The following is a 24735-nucleotide window of genomic DNA, read 5'->3' on the forward strand; positions in this document are numbered from 1 at the left end:
TCTATCAATTATGAATTAAAAAAAAAGAACGAGTTATACGTGCAATATTTAATAGCCGGGATTTTGGTTTTCTTGACCGATCGCCGGATTATTGTTAATTTCATTTTCCGGGATGGGATAGAGCATCCGCTCGTCAATCAACGTTTTGCCAATTGCAGCAAATGCTTCTTTAGCTTCCCCTGTGCGTTTCAAATCCCACCAACGGCGGCGCTCGATCAAGAATTCATACGCCCGCTCCCGCATGATTGCGTCAATGAAAGCTTCCTCACCCATACCGGACGGATAATCCACCGGCGAAACCACGTTGGAATTGTATCCGTAAGCTCTACGTTTAATCATATTCAACCGTTCCAATGCCAATGTGGAAGGGCCGCCATCAGCGCGGCAGCTGGCCTCGGCATAGAACAGCAACGCTTCGGCATAGCGATAAATCGGCACGCTGTAGGTTCGGAGTCCACTGTTATCCGTAATGAATTTTTTAAATAGTACAGGAGTCGTTGCAGGAAGGGGCACCCAATCACCACTTGTATTTTGGATTTCCGTATACAAGTTGAAGGGTTTGCGTAAGTCGTCGTCATCCCACTCCTCGCCGATCATGGAATTCATATTAGGTATCCAAGCAAAATAACCCGTACTACTGTAGTTGTACGGCAAATTATTTCCCATGTGCAAAAAGTTGGTGATTTCTGATTGTGAAATATCCGAATGATGCACGGACATAATGTCCTCCGAACTCGTGTTCGCTGCAAAAATATGGTAGAAATCATCCGGTTTCTGCACAGATACTAACGTATACTGTCCATTCGTAATGACGTCCTCTGCTTTGACTGCCGCAGCCTCCCAGTCACCAATAGTCAGGTATACGTGTGCCAACAACATCTTTGCCGCCGATTGTGAGGCCTGGCCAGTCTCCTGACCGACGTTTGGAAGCAGACCTATTTCTGCAGCCTCCGCGTCGGCAATGATCAGATCGTACACTTCATTTTCCGGCATTCTTGGTGATTCCAAACCCGATAAATCTGTGCTTTCTGATGTTTTGATCGGAACAGCCCCCCACCCCCTTACTAGCTCGAAATAGGCGAGTGCGCGAAGAAAATGGGCTTCTGCTAAAATTCGGGTACGTGCAGTCTCACTGATGTCGGTAATCGATGGCACATTAGCTAAAACCGCGTTAGCACGATTGATGCTTTGGTATAGCCTGAACCAATGGTTTGCTGTACGCCCGATATTCTGCTGGTCCAGCAATTGATCCATATTTGAAATGGGAGCTTGTGATCCACGGCCCAGTACCAGATCGCTATGGAGTTCCGATAAGATGAAATTATCGATACCATAAAACTCTTTCCCTACAGCACTATATGCACCATTCAATGCGCCTTGCGCATCTGCTTCATTGCGGTAATAGTTGTTCCGCGACACGAAATCCATCGGCACCTCATTCAGCATGTCTTGGCAGGCGGTCAACAACACCCCGATCCCTACAATCACTGATAAATTTATCTTTTTCATCTATTTTAATTTTTTCAATTAGAACGTTAACCTAAATCCTAATACATAGTTTTTCGCGTTTGGGTAGCTGCTTTGATCATGCCCCATCCGCAACCGATTTTCAATATTCTGCGAGTCCTCGCCTCGGGTATTGACCTCCGGATCTAAGCCTGTATACTTTGTAAAAGTAAGCAGGTTTGTCCCCGACACGTAGATCCGCAATGCAGTACACCACGCCATGCCCCAGTTCGATACGGGTAAATCATACCCTAAGTTAACGGACTTCAACCGGAGGTAACTACCGTTTTCTATAAACCGATCCGAAATATCAAAATTAGACGCCGAACTGATTCTTGGATACTTGGCATTCGGATCCGGATTCTCCACCGTCCAATAGTTGCCCATCAGATCCTGAAATTGATTACTTCCGCGTTGAAAGGAATTCAAATGCGTCCCGTTTGTCGCGTTGAATATCTGATTACCCTGTACCCCTTCGAGAAAAACAGTAAGGTTCACCCCTTTGTAGGACACGGTGGAGTTCAAACTATAGATCAGATCCGGCGTGGGGTTACCAAGGATTACACGATCCTGCGCATTCACTACACCATCCCCGTTGACATCCTTATACTTGATATACCCGTTCTCGTTCAATCCGTCCTCTAAGTAACCAAAAAGGCTTCCTAGCGGTTCACCTTCACGTGCGATGTTCGTACTGGACCACACAGCAGCTAAACCAGCACTGTAAATGTCGCTGCCCCCAGCCAAGGTAACCACTTCATTCCGATTAGACGACAACATCGCCCCGAGATTCCATTTCCATTCGCCTGTCAACAGATCGGCGTTGACGCCAACTTCTACCCCTTGGTTACTGATTTCGCCAACATTTTGGAAAATGGAACCAAAACCTACGGAAGGCGGCAAGGGTACGGATGCGAGCAGATCGGTCGTGTACTTCCAGTAATAATCCGCGGTTACAGTCAACCGATTATCCCAAATCGTGAAGTCGAATCCGATATCGGTCTGCTTGGTGGTTTCCCATTTCAAATCCTGATTTGAAATCCCTGAAGGGCTGTACCCGATCACTACTTCATTATTCCCATAGACGGTACGCATTATCCCCATCCGGTCGAGCGACTGGTATGGATCCAAAGCGGTGTTGCCCGTTACACCATAGCTTGCGCGGACTTTCAAATCATTGATGAAACTGATATCCCGCATAAAAGGCTCTTCGGATAGTCGCCAGGCAAAGGCACCAGAGGGAAACATCGCCCACTTATTGTTCGCTCCGAAGCGGGAGGAACCATCGGCTCGAATACTTGCCGTAAACAGGTACTTATCTGCCAATGTATAATTGACTCTACCCAAATAGGAAGCCAAGGCCCACTCGGAGACGCCCGAAGTTGGCGGATTAACCGTTTCCATGGCCGAAAGGTCAAAATTTCGGGTGGTATTGCCCGGCAGCCCTGTTCCAGAGACCATAAAATTCCGATGGTAGTCCGTTTGATAGGTAAATCCGCCCAATAACGTTAGCTGATGTATATCATTAAAGGCTTTGGAATACGTCAGGGTATTTTCATTCAGAAACGAATTCCGGTAATAGGTTTGCTGGCGAGCATAGCCCCGGTCTACCTCGAAAATAATGGGGCGGAACTGATCATCTAACGTGTAGGCGTATTCCAAACCAAGAAGCGTTCTGAATGTTAGATTTTCGCTAAGTTTTACATCCAGACTTGCGTTGCCGAGACCGGTATTGCCGAGTGACTTTGTCTGGTCCTGTGCAAAAATCATGGGGTTTTGCATATCCGAAGAGCCAAAGCTATAAACCCGTTCGATCTGGGTAGGAAGCCCGCCCTCGTCATATATAGACAATGTCGGCGGTGCTGATGCAGCCGCAGATAATATCGATCCACCGCCCCGAAAGCCATTGTTTACCGGCACAGCCAACTGTTGCCTTCTGGAAAGGTTTAGATTCACATTCAACCGCAACCAGTCTTTCACATCGTGCCCAAGATTTAACCGCACCGAACCTCGTTTCACCCCGGTATTGATCAAAATACCTTCTTGATCGTAATAGTTTCCGGATAGGGAGTATTGCGTCTTTTCCGATGCGCCTGAAAACGTGAGGGTATGGTCTTGGATGTGCGCCGTGCGCAACACGGCATCCTGCCAATCGGTTCCCGGATCCTGCACTTCATCCAGATCGAAATAGGGTTCCTGCCCCCCATTTCTCAACCACTCGTTGGCGATGATGGAATAGTCGCGGGCGTTCAAGAGGTCATATTTTTTGGTGGCCTCCTGTAAACCGTAGAAACTGTTCAGCTCGACACGGCTAGGCGTTCCTTTTTTTCCTTTTTTTGAAGTGATGATCACTACACCATTGGCCCCGCGAGCCCCATAGATCGCAGTGGCGGAAGCATCTTTCAAAATATCGATGGATTCGAGATCCGCCGGATTGAGGAAATTCAAGTCGCCGGTCAGTGGGAATCCATCCACAACGTACAAGGGTTGATTGTCGCCAATCATCGAATTTCCTCCCCTGACACGAACTTCTATTCGTCCGCCCGGTTGTCCCGAGTTCTGTGTTACCTGCACACCTGCGGCACGTCCTTTTAATGCTTGCTCCATGTTATAAACCGGTACGGCCTGCAAGTCTTCTGATTTGATTTGCGCTACCGATCCCGTGAGGTCGGACTTGCGAATGGTACCATATCCCACGACAACCACTTCGTCCAAATTGCTCACGGTCGCTTGCATCGTCACGTCGAGACGACGGGTTATTTCATTAAAACTGTGATGCTCCTGAAGTTTATACCCCAGCATACTGAACACCAAAGTCCCTTGGACTGGAACAGCAATAGCGTACTCTCCTCGTTCGTCTGTGGTAACAGCGATAGATGTACCCTTCACGGTTACCGATACACCTATCAAGGGCCTACCTTGATCATCCACGACCTTACCCGATATCATTTCCTGCGACTGGGTTTCGTCGGAAACCGGCAACAAGCTAGCTTCCTTCCTCGATACCAGTACCCGTTTCCCGCGGATTTGGTAGGTAAGTGGCTGGTCGGTAAAACAGTACTCCAAGACCTCAACTAACGGAGCTTGATTAAAACTCAGGTTCACCGGACGGGTGTCCTTCAAATCATCTGTCAGGTAAAGAAAATGATGGCCTGTCTGCTTGCGCAATTCAGCAAAAACCGTTTTCAATGGAATTTGCTTAGCCGTAATACTGGCTTTCTGGGCGTACACCTCAGCTCCGGCGCGGACAGCGGTAATCAATACGATAGCGAGTATGATTTTGGTCATAATCAAAAGCTTAACAATGTCGCGATAATATGTCGCGGGTTTATAAGTTCTATGCGTTTTGCAAATTTTGCAAACTCCGCATGTTATTGCAATACAAATTGCATACATTTGTCATACAGGTTAAATGATTATTCTGTTAAATTTCACTATCAATTGACAATATATCATTGACAATTGATCATTGGATTAGCCTGTCTGCGGCATCAGTGACCGCACCGGCCGGAAGTGTTAGCCGCACTTCCGGCTTTTTGGGGCTTTAGGCCCTCACAGGGAATCCAGGATTGGGGATCTATTCAAGTCTCCATATTTCTATACCTCATTTGTATTCCGTTTTCATTATTCCGACTTCCGTCGGATCGCATTAAATTAGACCTCCTATTACTCTACGTACCATCCGGAACCGGGAGCATAATACTGTAGTCCATACCATAGTAGATCCGGAGTTCCTTCGTTATAAGGATTTGCAGCATCTATTTTCACAGCCACGTTTATGATGGGGTAGAAAGCCCAATCCGTGCCGCCATCGACCCTATCAAGCATATTTCTATGCTGCAGGGTTTCTTTACCATCAACGAAATGCGTAATCCAGTCATCCTCAATAATGCAGGCGTAATCGTGGGGCTCAGCATTCAGATCGATGTCCAGTTCGAAACCGGGGACACGGTCCAATTCACTTTTCAGACCATTTACCATATCCCGTACGTTAGAGCCATGCACACCGATATGTTGTGCAGAACTTGTCGAACGCGGTGTGTAGGCTGCGCCGTAAGCTCCATTGAAGCTCTCAAAGAAATCGATCTCCGGCGGCCACTGGCTAGCGCCCGTGCTAAGCTTGCTCCCTACTGCCCAGAAAGCAGACCAAGCTCCTTTACGACTAGGCGTTTGTATTTGAGCGCGATAAACACCCCGTCGATGCTTCCAATCCGTAAGGTTATTCCCCTGTAATACAGATGCCTGAAATGGAAATACCCTTTCACTAAAGACAACAGGCTCCTCAAACTTTACCGTATGCAGCCGTACAAATGGTCTTCCTTCGCTATCCACCTCTCGTGTGTGAGGATTCACCGCATCGTCCGGAAATGCCTCTACGTTTGTGTACAGGCCAGTCTCACCGTTACCAGCCTGCGAATAGCCATGAGATAGCCTAGAGCGCCATACGGGGTTGCCGTCGGCATCAAATCCGCTATCCGACCATTCAATAGCGGCCATATCCAAATCCATAGATGGAGTCACTCCGTCGGCGTGCAACACAAGAGGATCACGGTGGAAGGGCATTTCAGCCGGAAGTTCGTTGACTGCGCCTTCCTGAATCTGGAAAAAACAAGCAACAGGACCGGCAGTTCCTTCACCAGGAAAAGTTATCTTAAATTGATCGCCAGGGGTATGCCTCGGATTTATAATGTCAACCGTAATCCAAAGATCAGCATCGTCACCGGGACGCCAATATTGATATTTGAAAGGAGTAGATATGTCTCGATTGACGTTGAAGCCCTTTGCCCCACCGGTACTCGTATTAACCTGTACATAAGCAGTGCTCATAATCGCACCGGCTAGCGTCAGCCGGACGTGAGCTTTGGTCGCACCAGGAGGGATACCAATTGGTTCTTCCAACGTGGTCATTGGATCAAGATCAATACCATTGATTGACAAGCGTCGATCTGCTATTGCAGGTATATCCTCCAACGGAATCTCCGAATCTGGATTTACAATATACTCGCTACAACTTACGATTGAGCTGATCACCAACGCTATGATGACCAATCCGATATTACGTCTACTTTTTTTCATAGCAATAATATATTACAGTTCTTATAAAATGATTATTCTGTTAAATTTTATCATTGTGCGTTGGCACATACCAACAAACCATTGGATTAGCTTTTTGTGGCACCCTTACCACTCCGACCGAAAGCGTTAGCCGCACTTTCGATTTTTTTGCTAATCTGCGTAAAGATTCAGATTACCAGATCATCCTAACCTCCTTTCCGTTACGTTCAAATTTAACCTTGCCGACTAATTCCAAGTCGGCCAACAGTTCATCGATCCCCGCTGTGATTGGGAAACTTCCTCCGAAGCGCTTTTTGGGAAGATTCGCGTCGATAACGATCCGTACATCATACCACCTCGCCACGCTACGCATGACCGAAATTACATCCATGTCGTCAAACAGAAAGTAACCGTTTTTCCAAGCCATCGCCTGCTCCAAGTTGCTCTGTTTCTTCACTAACTTTCCATCTGTCGAGGAAATAGCCTCAAAACCCGGAGTTAAGGAAAGCGTCTTACCCAAATGGTACACATCTACACCACCTTCCAATAATGCGGTGCGTACCTCATTATCTGAAGCATATGCAGAGACCGTGAAATGTGTACCCGTCACCGTGATTTCCCGTCCTTGCGTCATCACCTTAAACGGTCTCGACCGGTCGGTCATTACTTCAAAATAAGCTTCCCCGTTTAATACGACCTTACGTTCACGCCCCGTAAATGCGACAGGATAGGTGAGCGTTGTTGCTGTATTCATCCATACTTTTGTTCCATCTGGTAAGACCACCTTGAATTGTTTTCCATTGGGCACATGGAGCGTGTTTTGCGCTGGGGTCTCGGACGTACTTCCTGACTCAGCATTCGACGACTTCTTGTAAACCAGTTCACCGCCGTCCAGTTTCCGGATATCGACACGGCCAGTATGACGCACCAGTCCGCGTTCTAAGCTATCTACCCCAACTACCGAACCGTCGGCCAATGTTAACCGGATACCATCGGATGGATAAGAAGCTGTTTCTGAAATTACGAACAATTTTTCCTGAGCGTCTTTCTTTCCTCCGAGAAACCACATCACTCCAAAAACTGCCAGTAGAGAAGCCGCAACACCTCCATACCATAACCTTTTATACCGGGAAGGTTTGCCTACATGACGTCGTTTATCAATCGCTTGCCTAATCCGAATCCCCATCAATACTCTCTCCTCCTCGTTTTCCCACGACCAATTGTCAATAACGGGGTCACGAAGAACCATTTCTTCCAGAAAGCGCTTTTCCGCCTTGGAACAGGTACCATCGGCATACCGATGCAATAATTTTCGAAATTCTTCTCGCTGCATGTCAGTTTATAATAGTCCCAGTTTATAATGGTCCCTTTATTGAAAGAGTATAACAACGTGGCCAAAGGGGTACGTCTCGAATAAATTATTCAGCAAACAACTGATAATCAGAAAGAAAATTAATTGAAATAGTTAATGGTTAGTGTCAAGATGAGATATGAAATGTAATCCTCATCGAGTCTAAGGCGTAGGTGTTTCAACGATTTATTGATTTGTTTTTTTACTGTCTGATCCGAAATCTTCAGCCGTTCGGCGATCTCCTTATAAGACAGATGCTCTTTACGGCTTAGCACAAATACCTCACGCATCCGCTCGGGAAGTTTATCAACCTCGGCATCAATGATGTCCGACAACTCTTGAGTATCTATTTTCGCCAACATACTTTCATCGGCTTCCCCATAATGATCAACGAGTCGACGTTCAATATCACCATGTTTCACTTGCTCGCGAAAGCGCTTAAAAGCCAAATTTCTCGCAATAACAAACAAGTAAGATTTTATGCATTTGATATTTTCCAATTTACCGCGCATCTCCCAAAAAGCTATAAACGTTTCTTGGACGATATCGGCGACGTCATTTTCATCCGGCAAAATACGGATGACATACCGAAATAGGCGTTCCCAATACGCATCGTAAATAGTAGAAAAAGATGATTCCTCTTCTGTACCTAAAATCCGGATATGATGCGTATTTTTATTTTTGGTTACCATAAATCTACCTTATCATAAGTCACAATTGATCTGTGTGAAACAAATGTACATTAAATCACTCAATTACACACAAACGGATAAAAATTAAGCGGCTTTACCGCTCCCAAGTCACCCATTGCTTATCTTTATGTTGAGTTAAAAAAGTTATATGAAAACAGCAGGACTAGATGTGCTATCAAAGATAATGATTTCGGTGAGCTTGTAAAATGAGAAAGAGGAAAATAACATTCAGAAAAAAATCAATATGTTTGTAAAACATGCCAGATTTCTCTAAACAACTTAGTCAATATATGCCGGAGGCTGCTGCTCCGATTATTTCCGCATGGATTAACGACACCGGATGTCAATTCAGAATTTCGCGAAGCCGCAGAACAAAATTAGGCGACTATACCGCACCATTTCGTGGAGCTCCCCATAAGATATCGGTCAATCACGACCTCAACCCCTATGCTTTTCTCATCACTACCATACACGAGTTTGCACATTTACAAACCTGGCAACAACACAAGCACCAAGTGAAACCACATGGTATCGAATGGAAGAACCACTACAAACAACTTATGGCTCCCTTTCTCCAGTTGGATATTTTCCCGGCAGACATCCGGCAAGCAATCGGCCAATATATGGAGAACCCCGCTGCGTCCAGCTGTACAGATGTACATTTGTACCGTACATTGAGAATGCACGACAACCAGCTGACTAAACAGCGTCTCGTGGAATCCCTTCCGACAAACAGTATCTTCGCGCTAGAGAACGGACGCATCTTTCAAAAAGGGGAAAAACTCCGAAAACGATACAAGTGTTTAGAGCTAAGTACGGATCGTACTTACCTCATCCATCCCATTGCCGAGGTCATTTTAATCGAGGAAGCCGCGGGTATTAAAAAATAATCTCGTATTTTTAAACGCGCATAATCTTTCAATATATATAATGATGAAAAATTTACTATTGATTCCGGCTCTGGCGGGCTTATTATTCTCCTGTCAAGAGCGTACGCAAGACAGCCACAACACAGATGGGCTTGATTCCGCAGCCCTATCTGCCATCACAGAAGACACCTACAAAACGCACGTCATAAAACTCTCCTCAGATGAGTTCCTTGGTCGAAAACCATTTACCAAAGGAGATACACTGACTGTACAATATATTGAGCAGCAATTTAAAGATTTAGGATTAAAACCGGGCAATGGTGAATCCTATTTTCAAGAGGTACCTTTGGTAGAAATCACCTCCGAACCAAAGAATAAGGTATTAACATTTAAAGGCAAATCGGGCACTGTATCAGCCAATCATCTTGATGACTATGTTATTGGGAGCCGGCGGCTACAAGATGATATCGATGTAACGGAATCGGAGTTAGTTTTCGTAGGATTTGGCATCGTTGCTCCAGAGTTTGATTGGAACGATTACGAAGGGCTAGATGTCAAAGGCAAAACGGTCGTAGCCATGGTGAGCGACCCAGGCAGATATGACAAAAGCCTATTTAAGGCGGACACGATGACCTATTACGGCCGATGGAAGTATAAGTATGAGGAAGCTGCCCGACAGGGTGCGACGGGTATTCTGTTAATCCATGAAACAGAAGCGGCGAGCTACGGTTGGAACGTCGTACGATCAGGATGGTCTGGACCACAACTCGAATTAATAGCGGAAGACGACGGCGCTTCGTTTGCTGAGTTTGAAGGATGGGTATCCAATGAAACCGCCAAAAAACTTTTCCAACTAGCTGGCGTATCCCAAGACGTGATAGAGGACGCGAAAAAACCGGGGTTTAAAGCTATACCATTACAGGTGACAACGTCTGTCGGCATCCATAATACGTTTAGAAAATCGACTTCCAATAATGTGATTGCAAAACTGGAAGGGTCCAAGAGACCCGACGAAACCGTTATTTATACCGCACATTGGGATCACTTAGGTGTAGGCGAACCTGTAGATGGAGACGCCATTTATAATGGCGCGATCGACAATGCTGCCGGCGTAGCAGCATTATTCGAGATTGCAAAAGCATTCCAGACAGCACAAGTAAAACCAGAACGTTCGATTGTCTTTCTGGCTGTAACAGCGGAAGAAGAGGGCTTACTTGGATCGGCCTATTATACCCAACACCCTATCTATCCATTAAACAAAACGGTTGCGAACCTGAATATGGACGCTTTCAGTGCTTTAGGGGCTACGCGTGATGTTTCGGTAGTAGGCATTGGGCAAACGGACATAGAAGACTATGTAGAGAAATCGGCTGCCAAATTCGGCCGGGTGATGAAAGGTGAAAGCGATCCGACTTCGGGAGGTTTCTATCGTTCCGACCATTTTAATTTTGTGAAAGTAGGTATTCCCGGACTTTTCATGGGTGCCGGAAACGAATTGCTGTCAACCGACACGGCGGATATTGAACATAGAGAAGAAGCGCTTGCAGGCCGATATCATACCGTAACAGATGAAGTCGATGAAAACTGGGATTTTGCAGGAATAATAGAAGATATACGGCTATTTTTTGACATCGGTTACACGATGAGTATGGAAAGCACTTTTCCCAACTTTAAAGCGAAATCAGAATTTAAGGGACTGGGTGATAAACGTCTGGGATTATAGCGTTATATACAAAGAGAGAACAATTAAATACAAACAAACATGTTAACAGGAATGAAACATCTACATTCGACGCTGGCTATTATATTATTGCTGGCATTGGTCGTTGCCATTGTGATTACTTTGGCAAATTATTTGGGGAAAAAACAGTACAACCGCAAAATTGCGTTATTGGGTCTTATTTCAGCTCATTTGCAATTCGTCGTGGGTTTGGTCATTTATTTTGTGTCGCCATTGGGTATCCAAGCATTTTCTGGCGAAAACATGAAAAACAGCTTATCCCGCCTTTACTTTTTGGAGCACCCGTTGATGATGCTTATTGCTATTATCTTGATTACAGCCGGTTATTCGAAAGCAAAACGTCAAGTCGATGCGCAAAAAGCAAATAAAACGGTACTCCTATTCTACATTATTGGTTTAATTCTGATCTTATCTCGTATCCCCTGGAGTACCTGGTCGATCTTAGCGTAAAACAAAAAACCCGGACGAAATGTCCGGGTTTTTGTTTTTTTAAATGAATGACAGAAAAAGATTGTTTAGTTTTTGTTCTTCCCAAATCCTAAAATATCGAATACCACTTTAAATGCGATGATCGATGCTACAATCATTAATATGTTCGCTATCAAGGAAAACATAAAGGTCATCTGATTTAGAGAAGGCAAAACATCAGGAACAAACCGGATGAATACACCTACCAAACCAACGACAATCGCAACCGTTAACTGTACATAATATTCCGTGCGGTTGGCATTATTATCTGTCTTTTTTGCGGGTCTTTGAGACACAGTATTTTCCATAGCAATCTATATCTTTTTTATTTTGACAAACTTAAATAAAATGCTTTGCATTCACGAATGCTAATAGCAAAAAATTATACGTCATTCTTTTTACATCCAATTTAATGGTGTGTAATATAAGATTTATCCTTCCGATGCGTGGTTTGCATAAATCATGATGGTTTCTTATTATTGCAACGGAGATTTATCGAACGTGAAACAAATTACTAGCATGCTGATTTTCGTTTATTTGTTCCTTGCATCAGCACAGGCGCAACCACAACGTATCGATAATTTTATCGTCAAGGAAAACCTCACTCAAAACAACAAGCTGGCTATTATCGCGCTTGACAGTGCGGAGCAACCGTTAGAGCGTATCAACGGCACCTTTGTATTTAACCTCAATGGCTTTCAACAGAACCTGCAGTTTCACGATGGGGTCGCTGTTGTGCAACAGCCGGTGGAATCGTCGACATTTGTTTTCTTCAAACACAAAAACCAACAAAAGACAGTAAGCAAACTATATTATATCCATAAGAAAGACAGCGAGCTGAAGCCTTTTCAAATCAATGGGTTGCTTTTGTTACTCATTCCGTTAGCTATATTGTTAATAGCTTACCTGTTTAGACGGTTTCTCGTGGTCTTCATTATCCTAGCACTTGTTTATGCCTATTTCCATTTTTCCAAAGGACTCGATTTTTCCAATATCGCAGAAAGCATATTGGATGCATTGAAAAATTTAATCTAAAAAGGTAGCCCCACACTAAAATTATATTGGATAAAATTATAGCGGTCCGGGCGGTGGGTTTCATAAAAATGGTCTTTGAATTCGCGACTATTAAAAAATTCTTTTATGACCCACTGCTCGCCTTTCGCAAATTGTGGATCTTTTAATTTTAGCCCTGCATCTAAACGAATAATAAAATAATCCATATCCAACCGCAAACCGAATCCTGTACCTAATGCAATCTGGGAAAGAAATTCATTCGTTTTAAATGTCCCATTGGTTGTAATTTCATTATCCCGAAGTAACCAGATGTTTCCGGCATCCAGAAAGGTCGCCCCGTTCAACTTCGCTCCCAAAAAATTATTCAACATCCTAAATCTGAACTCTGCATTCGCCTCTAGCTTAAGTTCACCCAACTGGTCCAGATTGCGCAAATTTAGGCGTAAACGTTCCGGTAAATCCGCCCGATTGTAGTTACCGGGACCCAACGTACGTGCCTGCCAAGCCCGTATGCCATTCATTCCCCCACCAAAGAAGCTTTTTTCGAATATCAACAACCGGGAATTGTTTCCGTATGGAACAGCAACCCCACCGTTGAATCGCAACACAAATTGTTTATTGCCGCCTAAATGACGATACCACCGGTAGTCAATTTCCGTTTTGGCAAATTGTAAGTAGGGTACACCAAACAACAGGCGCTCACCTTCCGCCGACATGTTTAACTTTAATACTTCGCTTAACACACCCAATAAATTTCCGCTGCTTTCCAATCCGATACGGAAGTAACCGAAATTCTCCTTCGTTAGCAGTTTTGCGGCATTGAATGTATAGTTATATTGTGCATTTAAACCAAAATATTCCCGATTATTACTTCTGATGTATAATAGATAGCCTTCGTCTTCTAATTGCTGCTGAAATGCTTGATCTAATCGTCCAACCCGATATTCGACGGAAACAGGGGTTAAACTATGCTGTGAACGCGGGCTCGTATACCATATATAATTTAAGGAGTTGGTAAAATATCTATTGGAATAGGTTTGATCTTGCTGAAAAAATTGCAGGGTACTAGAAAATGTCGTTCGTGGTAACCCGTAAGTTCCCGTACTGGAATTTTCGAAAGGTGTCATCAGACGTGGGATAATAAGGTTAACCCCCACTTGAAAATCATTGTTAAAGATTTTATTCGCCAAGCTTCCCGCTAACCGAGGGTCAAACAGCACCCCATAGCGCATCTTGACTTCCAGTTGTTCTGCGCCACCAAATACGTTTCGATGCGAAAAAGTATTCCCCACATTGAAACCACTCATACCCGAACTAAACGTAAATTCGCCTTCCACTTGGTTTGCCATAACCGGTCGGGGGGTCAATTCGTAATAGGTATTCAAACGGCCATCCCCTACTTTTTGATGATTGATCTTTACATTCCTAAAACCATTCATTTCGTAAAGACGGTCATACGATTGATTTTCTTTTTTGAGGTCATAGCGCATACCCGGCCGTAAATACATATACCGGGACAAGGGTTTCAGCCGAAAACGGCCGGTTTCGTCGTTATAGCTCATATCGAGGCTGGTATCTACAGCCAAATAAGGGTCTCGCGTGCTGATCTGTCCATAAGGCAATATGACCTTTACAAAAACACTGTCAATTTGATAAATAGTGTGGGTTGTACTATCCGTGGGATTTTCTATTTCCACGCGGAGGTTAGCTTGTTTGGCAACGGCATTGGTATCAATTCCGACCCGCATATATTGTCTAAGGTAATCGTAGTATCCTCTTTCTTTCAGTTTTTCATAAAGTTTCTCCCGCTCACCCAACAAATCTGCACTGTCAAACTGTTTTCCTGTCTTAGCTGGCGATTTCGACCTTACTTCTTGCGCGTAGATGGCCTCGATTGTCGGATCGTCGGCATGGTAGTGGATATTGCCAAACCGAAACGGTTGTCCCAATGCGACCTGGAAATCTATATGAGCTTTCTTTTTTTTCACTTCAACTTGTGGCGTCACAAGTGCATTAAAATACCCCTTCGTCTGCAGGTATCGGTTAATCTGCTGCGCCGATAGCTCCACGAGCGAAGAATCCAATACATGAGGCGGTTCGCCCACGTTCCGTCTATTTTCTACTTTATATCGCCCTTTCCGCGTGTTGAATAAATTATATATCGTTAGATTTAATCTTGAATTCGGTTTAATCTCATTCGATATATAAGCGGTTGCGTTTTCTTTTATTTCCGGCGATATGCCCGTAATATCCACATCCGTCACTAATGCCTGCCCCTCCTCTAAGTATCTTGCCGAACGACAGGATGCAAAAAATAGCAACAAAAGCATTATACTTGCAGAAACAAAAAAACTGTACTTCTTAATCATTAAGCAATGTTATCAAAAGCGCAAATTAGTTTAATTACGTCATTGCAACATAAAAAGTTTCGCAAACAGCATGGACTTTTTATCGTCGAAGGAGTGAAGTCAGTGCTCGAGTTTCTATCTTCTGATTACCAAATTCACAGCTTATACACCACGTCGGAAGCTCGAACAAAAATGGGCAATTTACCGCAAAAAATAAAATGTATAACGGTTAGTGCAGCGGAAATTCAAAAAATATCTGGTTTGACCAATCCTCAGGGGGTATTGGCACTTGTTCATCTTCCAACGGTTGAAAGCTTTGATTGGGCTCTTTTAAGGCAACAACACAATTTGCTTTTGGACGATATACAGGATCCGGGAAATTTAGGAACCATTATTCGAACAGCGGAATGGTTTGGCATAAACCACATTATTTGTTCCATCGGTACCGTGGATGCCTTCAATCCGAAAGTTGTCCAAGCAACAATGGGTTCGTTGGCACGCGTTAAAGTGTATTATACAGCATTGGCCGATTTCATAAAACAAGCTGAAATACCTACTTTTGCCGCACTGCTTGAAGGCAAATCCATATACAAGACAGCATTCGGAAATGCCGGGCTAATCATCTTGGGTAATGAAGGAAACGGCATCCGCCAAGAAATCATTGAGCAAGTAGATCACGCGATTACCATCCCCCGCATAGGAAGTGCAGAATCGCTCAATGTAGCTGTCGCTACTACGATTTTCTGTTCAGAGATTGCAAGACAGAAATTAGAACCATCATAGTTTATTTTAAACCGAATATAGTGAACGCAGCCATACAATTGAGATTTAACACGCATAGATCATTATTCGAATGAAAAATGGATAATCCTGTAGACAAGACCAAGTCGATATACACTTTACCGTTTATTTTACTATGTCTGAGCTCGCTACTGTTTTGCGCGAGTTTCAATATGATAATTCCGGAGTTGCCGAATCATCTTAGTCAGATGGGGGGAGCCGAACACAAGGGGTTGATTATCGCCCTTTTCACATTGACAGCCGGCATATCCCGCCCTTTCAGCGGTAAACTTACAGACCGCTGGGGACGCGTCCCCGTCATGATCATTGGCTCCGTTGTCTGTTTTATTTGTGGTTTTCTTTATCCTATTTTAACTTCTATAGCTGGATTTTTCTTTCTCAGACTTATCCACGGCTTTTCCACAGGTTTCAAACCAACGGCAACCGCGGCTTATATTGCCGACATCATTCCACAAAGTCGCTGGGGTGAAGCCTTGGGTATGCACGGTCTTGCTTTTGCAGTGGGCAGCGCCGTCGGACCGGCTATAGGGAGCTACATTGCCAAAGATTACGGCATTGATTTTATGTTCTATTGTTCATCGGCATTCGCATTGCTATCCATTCTCATCGTCATACGCATGGGAGAAACGCTAGCCGACAAACACACGTTTTCCTGGAGTATGCTTCGGATTAATAGAGGTGAAATCATCGAATGGCGTGCCATTCCAGCGGGCATTGTTACCTTACTGTCCTATTCCGGTTACGGTGTTATCCTCACGTTGATTCCCGATTGGAGCGATCATCTAGGTATTGGTAATAAAGGTTTATTTTTCACCGCGTACACGTTAGCTTCCATCAGCATCCGTTTTATCTCCGGAAAAGTATCAGACCGCTATGGACGGATACGCGTGATGTATGTCGGGATTGTCATCATCTCTATTTCCTTGTTGCTCTTAGGATTAAACGACTCGATAGAAGGCCTAATTGGGGGTGCTATCGTATACGGTGTAGGGAGCGGAATCCTCTCCCCCGCCGTTAACGCTTGGACGATAGACCTTAGTTTGCCACAGCATAGAGGAAAAGCAATGGCAACCATGTATATCGCTTTAGAAATAGGCATCGGCGGAGGCGCACTTTTAGCCGGATATATTTATCGCGATGAGATTAGCAAAATTCCTTTTATATTTATGCTCAATAGCGTCATCATATTTTTAGCTTTTTTTTACGTGCTCCAATGGGATATAAAAAACAAAAGGAGCCACTAAACGTTTTAACTTACAACTAAGAGGCCTTAACATGGATAATAATTCTAAAAAATACCCTTACTCGCTTGATTTAGCATCGAGCCTGATTGCCACGGCATTTTTACTGGCGTTCATGTACTTCACGCAAAGCCTTCTCGTACCGTTGCTGTTTTCTATTCTAATTTCCATTTCGTTATTTCCTTTGGCACGGTTCTTCGAACGCCTTCGTTTTGGACGAGCTTTTGCCGCCGTACTCTCGGTTATTATTGCCATTGCGATTATTTGGGCCATTGGCTGGTTTATTGTGCATCAAAGTATTATTATCGGCAAAGATGCGTCATCTATTACAGCAAAAGTGGTATCGGTATTGGAGCGGGCACAAGCTTGGGTAGAGGAAAGTTTCGGTATTGAGCGCAGCGAGATCATGAATCAACTTCGAGACCAAGGGAATAAAATGGCGTCCAACGCCGGCAGTGTCGTTACCGCTACGTTTGGATCGATCGGTAATATGGTTGCGGGTGTCGTGTTGGTACCGCTGTTTAGCTTTTTCTTACTCTATTACCGTGATTTCTTTCGAGAATTCTTTTTTAGAGCCTTCAAAAGTGTTCCGCACACAAAAGTTGATAAAACATTGAACAAGATATATGATGTCGTACAAAGTTACCTGTTAGGTTTGATCACAGTAATGGGTATTGTTGCCGTGCTGAATACTGTCGGGCTGATGGCTTTGGGCATCGATTACGCTTGGTTTTTTGGTACACTGGCCTCTTTACTCATGCTCCTTCCTTATATTGGGATTGCCATCGGCTCTATTTTACCCGCCTTATTTGCGCTAGCCGTCAAAGATAGCGCCTGGTATGCGATAGGCGTCATTGCTTGGTTTCAAGTGGTACAGTTCATGGAAGGGAATATTATTACACCCAATATCGTCGGCAGCAAAGTTAGCATTAACCCACTCATGGCCATTATCGCCATTCTATTGGGCGGTATGCTGTTCGGACTTTCCGGTTTGATTCTGGCCTTACCGTTAACGGCAACCATCAAAGTGCTGTTTGATGCCATTCCGTCTATGGAGGCCTTCGGCTTCCTTATCGGTGAACCGGAAAAAGAGCATCTCAAACGAAATGCCACACAGGTGTTACTCATGAAGTGGGGTGTTGTCAGAAAGCCCAAGAACTCCAAAAAAGTGGAGGTCGAGGTAGACGTAGACACCGAAGCTGTTCCAGAGACTATCACCATGAAGTACAAGGAGATTCACGAATCGGAAGAATCACCGAAAGACGATGAAGATAGTGCAGCTAATTCAAAATCTTAAATACGAGCTCACGGATAATTTCTCCATTTTCGGTAAATGGTCCAACGTCCAGTCCCTTGGTTTTTAAATCATATGTACTCAAATGATGGATGACTTCAAATGTTTTTTTCCGATTGAAATTTCGTGCAGCCATTTCATACTCTTTTAGGAAAAAAGCATGTACGCCAAGTTGCTTTGACGCGACTTGAGGTGATTTGTCCGGTAGATAATGATATTTTAAAATCTTCGTAAAATAATTCCCTAAATTGCCAATAACAACGGGCAATGGATTCGATTTGGGATTCGATGCGAAATAGTCTACAATTTGCATGGCTTTCACCACGTTTCTTTTGGCCAAAGCAGATTGCAGTTCGAACACATTAAAATCCTTGCTGATACCGATATTTTGTTCGATATGCAGCGGTTGAATCTCTTGCTCTTTGGGAACATTTAAAATCAGTTTATTGATTTCATTGGCGATTTTTGACAAATCTGTCCCCAGATAGTCCGCCATCATGGCCGCAGCTTGTGGATGAATTTGACGCTGAGCAACTCGAAACTGCTCCATAATCCATTCCCCCACCTTATTCTCATAAAGTTTAGGTGACTCGAGGACTACTCCCGATTTTTCAAAAGCCTTGTAAATTTTCTTGCGCTTATCGAATTTGTTATGCTTATATGCAAACACCAAGATCGTTGTCGGCGTTAGATGCTCTAGATATTTCAGTAATAAGTCTTCTTCTGTTTTCCATTTCAGATCCTGTGCTTCCTTGATAAGGATCAATTGATGGTCGCTCATCATCGGATAACGCTTTGCTGCGTTCACGACATTCACTAGGCTGGTATCCTTTCCATACCATATGGATTGGTCAAAACCTTTTTGCGCATCATCCAATACCTGTTCTTCCAATGCGTCACTTATCAAATCAATATAATAGGATTCTTCTCCATGAAGAAGATACACTGGGCTGAATTTTCTTTTTTTGATGTCGGCGAAGACGGTACTTGCATTCATACCTTGCGAAAATACGATTTTAATTTTTTACTTTTGTGTATGTTTGAGCCGATCCCTTTGAATTTGCCTCCCTATTCTTCTAAGATAACGCAAAAACTTAATAAGTTCTTTATTTTTGACGAACTCCGGAAAAAAGATTTAGTACTCACACCGGAGGAATGGGTAAGGCAGCATTGGGTGAACTACCTCCATAAACATAAGGGCTACCCGAAGTCGCTGATGCACATAGAAGGAGGGCTAAAACTGAACACCTTGCAGAAGCGTAGTGACCTATTGGTCTTTAACAACTGCGGAGAAAAAATACTTTTGGCAGAGTTTAAGTCACCTACTGTCAAAATTACCGAAAAGGTATTTCAGCAGATTGCCAACTACAACAGCGTCCACAGAATACCTTTCCTCATCGTTAGCAATGGTCTTGAACACTATTACTGTCGCATATATTTCGAAGAAAATAGGTTTGAGTTTCTACCCGAACTGCCAAATTACAATTCGGTTCTAAATTTGTAACACATATTAAAATTATAATTTTATATTAGTCTTTGGAAAATAGAAAAACAGAACAACATGAATATAGATAAAAACGAATTTAGAAAATATGCGATCAAGCATCATCGTATCGGAAGTCAACATGTAGATGGTTTTATTTCCCGCGTACAACAAAACATGCCGACAAACCTCACCCCTTACATTATCGAGGAGCGTCAGTTAAATGTGGCACAGATGGATGTGTTTTCACGTTTGATGATGGACCGCATTATTTTTCTAGGCGACGCGATTAACGACCAAGTAGCGAATATCGTACAAGCACAATTATTATTTTTACAGTCTACCGATGCGCAACGCGATATCCAGATCTATATTAACTCACCCGGCGGCAGTGTATACGCCGGATTGGGTATTTACGACACCATGCAATATATTGCGCCTGACGTAGCGACCATCTGTACCGGGATGGCAGCTTCCATGGGAGCTGTATTATTGGTCGCAGGTGCAAAAGGTAAGCGTGCTGCGCTAAAACATGCGCGCGTAATGATCCACCAGCCTTCTGGCGGAGCACAGGGTGTTGCGTCTGATATGGAAATCAACTTACGCGAAATGTTAAAATTAAAAGAAGAACTGTATACCATCATTTCCGAACACTCTGGCCAGTCCTATGAATGGGTAGAGAAGTCATCCGATCGCGACTATTGGATGAAAGCTGTCGAAGCGAAAGAGTTTGGTATGATTGATGAGGTATTATTGCCCAAAAAAGAAGTTAAATAACAATTAGTCAATGAGTAAGGTTAATAATAGAGATGTCCGTTGCTCGTTCTGTGGTATCAGTAAAAATGATGCACAGATGCTTATTGCGGGTGACGGGGCTCATATTTGTGATCGCTGTGTAACACAGGCCGGTGAAATTTTAGCCGAAGAGCTGAAACAAAGAAAAAGCAAATCTTTGCAGACAACCTTGAAATTGGTGCGTCCGACAGAGATAAAACAACACCTGGATCAATACGTAATTGGTCAAGATGATGCTAAAAAAGTAATTTCTGTTGCCGTATACAATCATTACAAACGTCTTAATCAAAAGGTAGATAAGGATGAGATCGAAATCGAAAAATCAAACCTCATCATCGTAGGAGAAACCGGAACAGGAAAAACCTTATTGGCAAAAACAGTTGCCAAGATATTGAATGTCCCTTTTTGTATCGTTGATGCGACTGTTTTGACAGAAGCAGGCTATGTTGGAGAAGATGTAGAAAGTATTTTAACCCGTTTATTGCAAGCTGCGGACTACGATGTTGCGGCGGCTGAAAGGGGCATTATCTATATCGATGAAATTGACAAAATTGCCCGTAAGAGCGACAACCCCTCTATTACCCGCGACGTATCTGGTGAGGGCGTTCAGCAGGCTTTATTGAAAATTCTCGAGGGGACGAATGTGAATGTTCCTCCACAAGGTGGTCGTAAACACCCCGATCAGAAAATGATTTCCGTTAACACCAGCAATATTCTTTTTTTGTGTGGCGGAGCGTTTGATGGTATTCAGAAAAAGATAGCTAATCGTTTGCGAACACAAACAGTAGGTTATAAAATGAAAGAGGATGAACAAGACATAGATCTTAACAACCTCTATAAATATATCACGCCGCTAGATTTAAAGAACTTCGGGCTTATTCCAGAGTTAATTGGTCGTTTACCGGTATTGACTTATTTAAATCCGTTAGACAAAGAGACCTTATTAAGTATCTTAACAGAGCCTAAAAACTCCTTAATCAAGCAATACGTTAAGTTATTTCAATACGAGGACATTGAACTGATCTTCGATAAGGATGTCTATGATTTCATCGTAGAGAAAGCGTGGGAATTCAAATTAGGTGCACGGGGATTACGTAGCATTTGCGAGGCAATCATGCTCGACGCCATGTTTGAGTTACCGACAAGTAAGGAAGTTGATAGTGCTAAAGTACTACATATCACGCTCGACTATGCGAAGCAGAAATTTGAAAAATCCGATATAAAAAAATTGCATGTAGCGTAAAAAAACAAATCCCTCAACAATGTTGGGGGATTTTTGTATTTTGAAGTCATTGTTTTACGAATCGCGAAGTATTTATGACAAAGAAGAAGAGAACGGTCGAAACACCTGTTACGCCAGGGTTGAAATCGAAAGACGATATTGTTACGAACTGGTTACCGCGTTATACCGGATGTCCGCTGGAGGAATTTGAGCCGTACGTATTATTGACGAACTTTTCGAAATATGTCAAAATGTTTTCGGACATGCACGGCCAAGCACCTATCTATGGCGAAGATAAAGCTATGCAAGCCTGTACAGCTGGCGGCATAACAATGATCAACTTTGGGATGGGAAGTCCGATGGCGGCTACCGTGATGGATCTTTTGGCGGCGATTGCTCCAAAAGCCGTACTGTTTCTGGGTAAAACCGGCGGGTTAAAAAAGAAAATTCCTGTTGGAGAACTTATATTGCCTATCGCTGCCGTAAGGGGCGAAGGTACCTCAAACGATTATTTTCCGCCGGAAGTTCCCTCGCTCCCTGCATTTGCGCTACAAAAGGCCATTTCTACAACAATTCGTGACTATTCACTGGACTATTGGACAGGTACCGTTTATACAACCAATCGACGGGTGTGGGAACACGACAAGGTATTTAAAAAATACTTAAAGAGTATAAGGGCTATGGCCGTCGATATGGAAACAGCAACCATATTTAGTGTGGGTTTTGCCAATAAAATTCCAACTGGAGCCCTCCTTTTAGTCTCTGATCAACCGATGGTACCAGATGGTGTAAAAACCGCAGAAAGCGATCTCACGGTAACGGAGAAATACGTGGAAACTCATTTAAAAATAGGTATTGATGCATTAAAGCAACTTATCAATAACGGTTTAACCGTTAAACACCTGAAATTTTAGTTAACAGCTTTAGGTTATCGCGTATAGATTTGGAGGTCTCTCTATTTCGTAGGCTCGATCTCTTGGATAACGTAGATGTCTTCGTTATCTTTTTTCATTTTGTAACGCTCCCTAGCGATGCGTTGAATCTCGCTCGGATTATACTGCACATCTTTTATGGCTTTCTCTATTCTGGTAATTTCAGATTCATAAAACACCCGCTCACGTTCTAATTTATTTTTTTCCTGTTGGTAGGCAAACTGCGTACTAAGATCGTATCGGTCAAAAAAACACATCCAAATGAAAAATGCGACGCCCGCAATGAGGTATTTATTCTGAATCAATACTAGAAACCGTTCCATAAAGAGGTAAAGTTAAAATTCTACGATAAAGATAACTTTTTTTGTCCTTTTTTTAAAAAAAGGACAAAAAATCATCGCTGTGGATATTTGACATAAGAGATAGTACGAAGGATGAACTTGTACAATCGTCAAACATCCGGATACGACAATTAGTTGTTAAGGAAGGATCGTACAAATTTTTAACCCGTATCCTTATAAATAAAAAGGAAGCATTATGCCTCCTTTTTTCTTATTAAATTCTCAAAATGCCTTACTTAATTGCGTATTTGAAGTTTTTACTGATAAAACGTGCGTTATCACCTAATTCTTCTTCAATGCGCAACAACTGGTTGTATTTCGCCATACGATCAGAACGGGAGGCTGAACCTGTTTTGATTTGGCCACAGTTCAACGCAACGGCTAAATCAGCAATTGTAGCGTCTTCTGTTTCCCCTGAACGGTGAGACATAACAGAGGTATAATCAGAGTTCTGCGCCAACGAAACGGCATTGATCGTCTCTGTTAATGAACCGATTTGATTTACCTTAACCAAAATAGAGTTTGCAGTGTGGTTGTCGATACCCTGTTGCAAACGTTTGGTATTCGTTACAAATAAATCGTCACCTACCAATTGTACGCGGTCTCCGATTTTTTCGGTTAACAATTTCCAGCCTGCCCAATCGTCTTCCTGCATACCGTCTTCAATAGAGATGATCGGGTATTTTTGCGTTAATTCTGCTAGATACGCTGCTTGTTCGTCTGATGTCCGAACAGCACCGTTTGCACCTTCAAATTTAGTGTAATCGTATTTACCGTCTACATAGAATTCTGAAGCAGCACAGTCTAACGCCAAACAGATATCTGATCCTGGCTTATATCCAGCAGTTTCTATTGCTTTCAAAATCGTTTCAATAGCATCTTCGGTGCCGTCAAATGTTGGAGCGAAACCACCTTCATCGCCCACGGCAGTAGATAGATTACGGTCGTGTAAGATTTTCTTTAAACTGTGAAAAACTTCTGTTCCCCAACGTAGCGCTTCGGAGAACGACGGTGCACCAACAGGCATGACCATAAATTCCTGAAAAGCAATCGGCGCATCGGAGTGTGAGCCACCATTTACGATGTTCATCATCGGAATAGGTAATGTATTCGCATTTACACCTCCAATATAACGATATAATGGCTGGTGAGACTCTTGTGCAGCAGCTTTAGCGACGGCCAACGACACACCGAGTATAGCATTGGCCCCCAAACTCCCTTTGTTCTCCAAACCATCTAAGTCGATCATGATCTTGTCAATCGTATTCTGCTCGAACACATCAACGCCTTTCAGTGCGTCGGCTATTTTCGTATTTACATTTTCTACCGCCTTTAACACCCCTTTACCCAGATATCTTGTTTTGTCACCATCGCGTAGTTCAACCGCCTCGTGTACGCCTGTAGAAGCACCAGAAGGTACCGCTGCACGACCAACAAAACCATTTTGTGTAGTTACATCTACTTCAACTGTCGGGTTTCCGCGCGAATCCAGAATCTGACGCGCATGAACATCAATTATTAAACTCATTTTCTATCGTCTTATATTAGTTTCTTTTCTAATCTTAGTGTGCAATGCACACTA

General features: G+C 43.4%; 21 protein-coding genes. 11 read left to right on the forward strand and 10 right to left on the reverse strand.

The features are described from left to right. Window positions 1-48 precede the first annotated feature (48 nt). The 5 genes from H8B17_RS11915 to H8B17_RS11935 form a co-directional block, all read right to left on the reverse strand. Window positions 49-1509: a RagB/SusD family nutrient uptake outer membrane protein gene (locus H8B17_RS11915; protein ID WP_190309373.1), complete on the reverse strand. Its 1461-nt coding sequence runs from the start codon at window positions 1507-1509 to the stop codon at window positions 49-51. Between the two features lie 18 nt (window positions 1510-1527). Then, window positions 1528-4794, reverse strand: coding sequence for a TonB-dependent receptor (locus H8B17_RS11920; protein WP_190309374.1), 3267 nt, complete (start codon window positions 4792-4794; stop codon window positions 1528-1530). Between the two features lie 378 nt (window positions 4795-5172). After that, on the reverse strand, window positions 5173-6582 hold the full coding sequence (locus tag H8B17_RS11925) for a glycoside hydrolase family 16 protein (protein WP_190309375.1): 1410 nt from the start codon (window positions 6580-6582) through the stop codon (window positions 5173-5175). Between the two features lie 172 nt (window positions 6583-6754). Next, window positions 6755-7894 (reverse strand): FecR domain-containing protein, encoded by a 1140-nt coding sequence (locus tag H8B17_RS11930; RefSeq protein ID WP_190309376.1) that lies wholly within the window; start codon window positions 7892-7894, stop codon window positions 6755-6757. Window positions 7895-8013: 119 nt separating this feature from the next. After that, on the reverse strand, window positions 8014-8604 hold the full coding sequence (locus tag H8B17_RS11935; protein ID WP_190309377.1) for an RNA polymerase sigma factor: 591 nt from the start codon (window positions 8602-8604) through the stop codon (window positions 8014-8016). Window positions 8605-8861: 257 nt separating this feature from the next. On the opposite strand from H8B17_RS11935, the gene H8B17_RS11940 reads away from it, so the two are divergent. From H8B17_RS11940 to H8B17_RS11950, 3 genes are read left to right on the forward strand one after another with little or no spacing between them, the layout of a single operon-like run. Next, the gene (locus H8B17_RS11940) at window positions 8862-9494 is read left to right on the forward strand and encodes a SprT-like domain-containing protein (RefSeq protein WP_190309378.1); all 633 of its coding nucleotides are present in this window, start codon (window positions 8862-8864) and stop codon (window positions 9492-9494) included. A 40-nt stretch (window positions 9495-9534) separates the two neighbouring features. Then, a complete protein-coding gene (locus tag H8B17_RS11945) occupies window positions 9535-11196 on the forward strand; it encodes a M28 family metallopeptidase (RefSeq protein ID WP_223816507.1) in 1662 nt (553 codons plus the stop codon). Between the two features lie 51 nt (window positions 11197-11247). Continuing rightward, window positions 11248-11664 carry a hypothetical protein gene (locus H8B17_RS11950; protein WP_190309379.1) on the forward strand — a complete coding sequence of 139 codons (417 nt, stop codon included), beginning with the start codon at window positions 11248-11250 and terminating at the stop codon, window positions 11662-11664. 65 nt (window positions 11665-11729) lie between these two features. On the opposite strand, the gene H8B17_RS11955 is transcribed toward H8B17_RS11950, so the two are convergent. Next, window positions 11730-11990 carry a hypothetical protein gene (locus tag H8B17_RS11955; protein ID WP_190309380.1) on the reverse strand — a complete coding sequence of 87 codons (261 nt, stop codon included), beginning with the start codon at window positions 11988-11990 and terminating at the stop codon, window positions 11730-11732. Between the two features lie 211 nt (window positions 11991-12201). Between H8B17_RS11955 and H8B17_RS11960 the strand changes: the two genes are divergently transcribed. Continuing rightward, window positions 12202-12717 carry a hypothetical protein gene (locus tag H8B17_RS11960; RefSeq protein WP_190309381.1) on the forward strand — a complete coding sequence of 172 codons (516 nt, stop codon included), beginning with the start codon at window positions 12202-12204 and terminating at the stop codon, window positions 12715-12717. On the opposite strand, the gene tamL is transcribed toward H8B17_RS11960, so the two are convergent. Further along, the gene (gene tamL, locus H8B17_RS11965; RefSeq protein WP_190309382.1) at window positions 12714-15065 is read right to left on the reverse strand and encodes a translocation and assembly module lipoprotein TamL; all 2352 of its coding nucleotides are present in this window, start codon (window positions 15063-15065) and stop codon (window positions 12714-12716) included. The genes H8B17_RS11960 and tamL overlap by 4 nt on opposite strands. A gap of 6 nt (window positions 15066-15071) precedes the next feature. On the opposite strand from tamL, the gene H8B17_RS11970 reads away from it, so the two are divergent. From H8B17_RS11970 to H8B17_RS11980, 3 genes are all read left to right on the forward strand, one after another. Continuing rightward, window positions 15072-15827 (forward strand): TrmH family RNA methyltransferase, encoded by a 756-nt coding sequence (locus H8B17_RS11970; protein WP_190309383.1) that lies wholly within the window; start codon window positions 15072-15074, stop codon window positions 15825-15827. 77 nt (window positions 15828-15904) lie between these two features. Beyond that, window positions 15905-17089, forward strand: a complete 1185-nt coding sequence (locus tag H8B17_RS11975) for an MFS transporter (RefSeq protein WP_190309384.1) — start codon at window positions 15905-15907, stop codon at window positions 17087-17089. Window positions 17090-17120: 31 nt separating this feature from the next. Next, window positions 17121-18383, forward strand: coding sequence for an AI-2E family transporter (locus H8B17_RS11980; RefSeq protein ID WP_190309385.1), 1263 nt, complete (start codon window positions 17121-17123; stop codon window positions 18381-18383). Here H8B17_RS11980 and holA read toward each other — a convergent pair. Beyond that, the gene (holA, locus tag H8B17_RS11985; RefSeq protein WP_190309386.1) at window positions 18367-19377 is read right to left on the reverse strand and encodes a DNA polymerase III subunit delta; all 1011 of its coding nucleotides are present in this window, start codon (window positions 19375-19377) and stop codon (window positions 18367-18369) included. The genes H8B17_RS11980 and holA overlap by 17 nt on opposite strands. Window positions 19378-19416: 39 nt before the next feature. On the opposite strand from holA, the gene H8B17_RS11990 reads away from it, so the two are divergent. From H8B17_RS11990 to H8B17_RS12005, 4 genes are all read left to right on the forward strand, one after another. Next, window positions 19417-19884, forward strand: a complete 468-nt coding sequence (locus H8B17_RS11990; RefSeq protein WP_190309387.1) for a type I restriction enzyme HsdR N-terminal domain-containing protein — start codon at window positions 19417-19419, stop codon at window positions 19882-19884. A 57-nt stretch (window positions 19885-19941) separates the two neighbouring features. Next, window positions 19942-20640 (forward strand): ATP-dependent Clp endopeptidase proteolytic subunit ClpP, encoded by a 699-nt coding sequence (clpP, locus tag H8B17_RS11995; protein ID WP_190309388.1) that lies wholly within the window; start codon window positions 19942-19944, stop codon window positions 20638-20640. Window positions 20641-20650: 10 nt separating this feature from the next. Further along, window positions 20651-21901, forward strand: coding sequence for an ATP-dependent Clp protease ATP-binding subunit ClpX (clpX, locus tag H8B17_RS12000; protein WP_190309389.1), 1251 nt, complete (start codon window positions 20651-20653; stop codon window positions 21899-21901). A gap of 74 nt (window positions 21902-21975) precedes the next feature. Continuing rightward, window positions 21976-22794: an AMP nucleosidase gene (locus H8B17_RS12005; RefSeq protein WP_190309390.1), complete on the forward strand. Its 819-nt coding sequence runs from the start codon at window positions 21976-21978 to the stop codon at window positions 22792-22794. Window positions 22795-22835: 41 nt separating this feature from the next. On the opposite strand, the gene H8B17_RS12010 is transcribed toward H8B17_RS12005, so the two are convergent. Continuing rightward, the gene (locus tag H8B17_RS12010) at window positions 22836-23135 is read right to left on the reverse strand and encodes an FtsB family cell division protein (protein WP_190309391.1); all 300 of its coding nucleotides are present in this window, start codon (window positions 23133-23135) and stop codon (window positions 22836-22838) included. Window positions 23136-23385: 250 nt separating this feature from the next. Beyond that, entirely contained in the window at window positions 23386-24681 is a 1296-nt protein-coding gene (eno, locus tag H8B17_RS12015) for a phosphopyruvate hydratase (protein ID WP_190309392.1), read from the reverse strand. Window positions 24682-24735: the final 54 nt, after the last annotated feature.

This window comes from Sphingobacterium arenae, from assembly GCF_014692505.1.
GTDB classification, from domain to species: domain Bacteria; phylum Bacteroidota; class Bacteroidia; order Sphingobacteriales; family Sphingobacteriaceae; genus Sphingobacterium; species Sphingobacterium arenae.

What these genes read in the sequence shown, in the direction of transcription:
- H8B17_RS11915 (WP_190309373.1), bottom strand. Translation starts at nt 1,509, where the DNA reads ATGAAAAAGATAAATTTATCAGTGATTGTAGGGATCGGGGTGTTGTTG.
- H8B17_RS11920 (WP_190309374.1), bottom strand. Translation starts at nt 4,794, where the DNA reads ATGACCAAAATCATACTCGCTATCGTATTGATTACCGCTGTCCGCGCC.
- H8B17_RS11925 (WP_190309375.1), bottom strand. Translation starts at nt 6,582, where the DNA reads ATGAAAAAAAGTAGACGTAATATCGGATTGGTCATCATAGCGTTGGTG.
- H8B17_RS11930 (WP_190309376.1), bottom strand. Translation starts at nt 7,894, where the DNA reads ATGCAGCGAGAAGAATTTCGAAAATTATTGCATCGGTATGCCGATGGT.
- H8B17_RS11935 (WP_190309377.1), bottom strand. Translation starts at nt 8,604, where the DNA reads ATGGTAACCAAAAATAAAAATACGCATCATATCCGGATTTTAGGTACA.
- H8B17_RS11940 (WP_190309378.1), top strand. Translation starts at nt 8,862, where the DNA reads ATGCCAGATTTCTCTAAACAACTTAGTCAATATATGCCGGAGGCTGCT.
- H8B17_RS11945 (WP_223816507.1), top strand. Translation starts at nt 9,535, where the DNA reads ATGATGAAAAATTTACTATTGATTCCGGCTCTGGCGGGCTTATTATTC.
- H8B17_RS11950 (WP_190309379.1), top strand. Translation starts at nt 11,248, where the DNA reads ATGAAACATCTACATTCGACGCTGGCTATTATATTATTGCTGGCATTG.
- H8B17_RS11955 (WP_190309380.1), bottom strand. Translation starts at nt 11,990, where the DNA reads ATGGAAAATACTGTGTCTCAAAGACCCGCAAAAAAGACAGATAATAAT.
- H8B17_RS11960 (WP_190309381.1), top strand. Translation starts at nt 12,202, where the DNA reads ATGCTGATTTTCGTTTATTTGTTCCTTGCATCAGCACAGGCGCAACCA.
- tamL (WP_190309382.1), bottom strand. Translation starts at nt 15,065, where the DNA reads ATGATTAAGAAGTACAGTTTTTTTGTTTCTGCAAGTATAATGCTTTTG.
- H8B17_RS11970 (WP_190309383.1), top strand. Translation starts at nt 15,072, where the DNA reads ATGTTATCAAAAGCGCAAATTAGTTTAATTACGTCATTGCAACATAAA.
- H8B17_RS11975 (WP_190309384.1), top strand. Translation starts at nt 15,905, where the DNA reads ATGGATAATCCTGTAGACAAGACCAAGTCGATATACACTTTACCGTTT.
- H8B17_RS11980 (WP_190309385.1), top strand. Translation starts at nt 17,121, where the DNA reads ATGGATAATAATTCTAAAAAATACCCTTACTCGCTTGATTTAGCATCG.
- holA (WP_190309386.1), bottom strand. Translation starts at nt 19,377, where the DNA reads ATGAATGCAAGTACCGTCTTCGCCGACATCAAAAAAAGAAAATTCAGC.
- H8B17_RS11990 (WP_190309387.1), top strand. Translation starts at nt 19,417, where the DNA reads ATGTTTGAGCCGATCCCTTTGAATTTGCCTCCCTATTCTTCTAAGATA.
- clpP (WP_190309388.1), top strand. Translation starts at nt 19,942, where the DNA reads ATGAATATAGATAAAAACGAATTTAGAAAATATGCGATCAAGCATCAT.
- clpX (WP_190309389.1), top strand. Translation starts at nt 20,651, where the DNA reads ATGAGTAAGGTTAATAATAGAGATGTCCGTTGCTCGTTCTGTGGTATC.
- H8B17_RS12005 (WP_190309390.1), top strand. Translation starts at nt 21,976, where the DNA reads ATGACAAAGAAGAAGAGAACGGTCGAAACACCTGTTACGCCAGGGTTG.
- H8B17_RS12010 (WP_190309391.1), bottom strand. Translation starts at nt 23,135, where the DNA reads ATGGAACGGTTTCTAGTATTGATTCAGAATAAATACCTCATTGCGGGC.
- eno (WP_190309392.1), bottom strand. Translation starts at nt 24,681, where the DNA reads ATGAGTTTAATAATTGATGTTCATGCGCGTCAGATTCTGGATTCGCGC.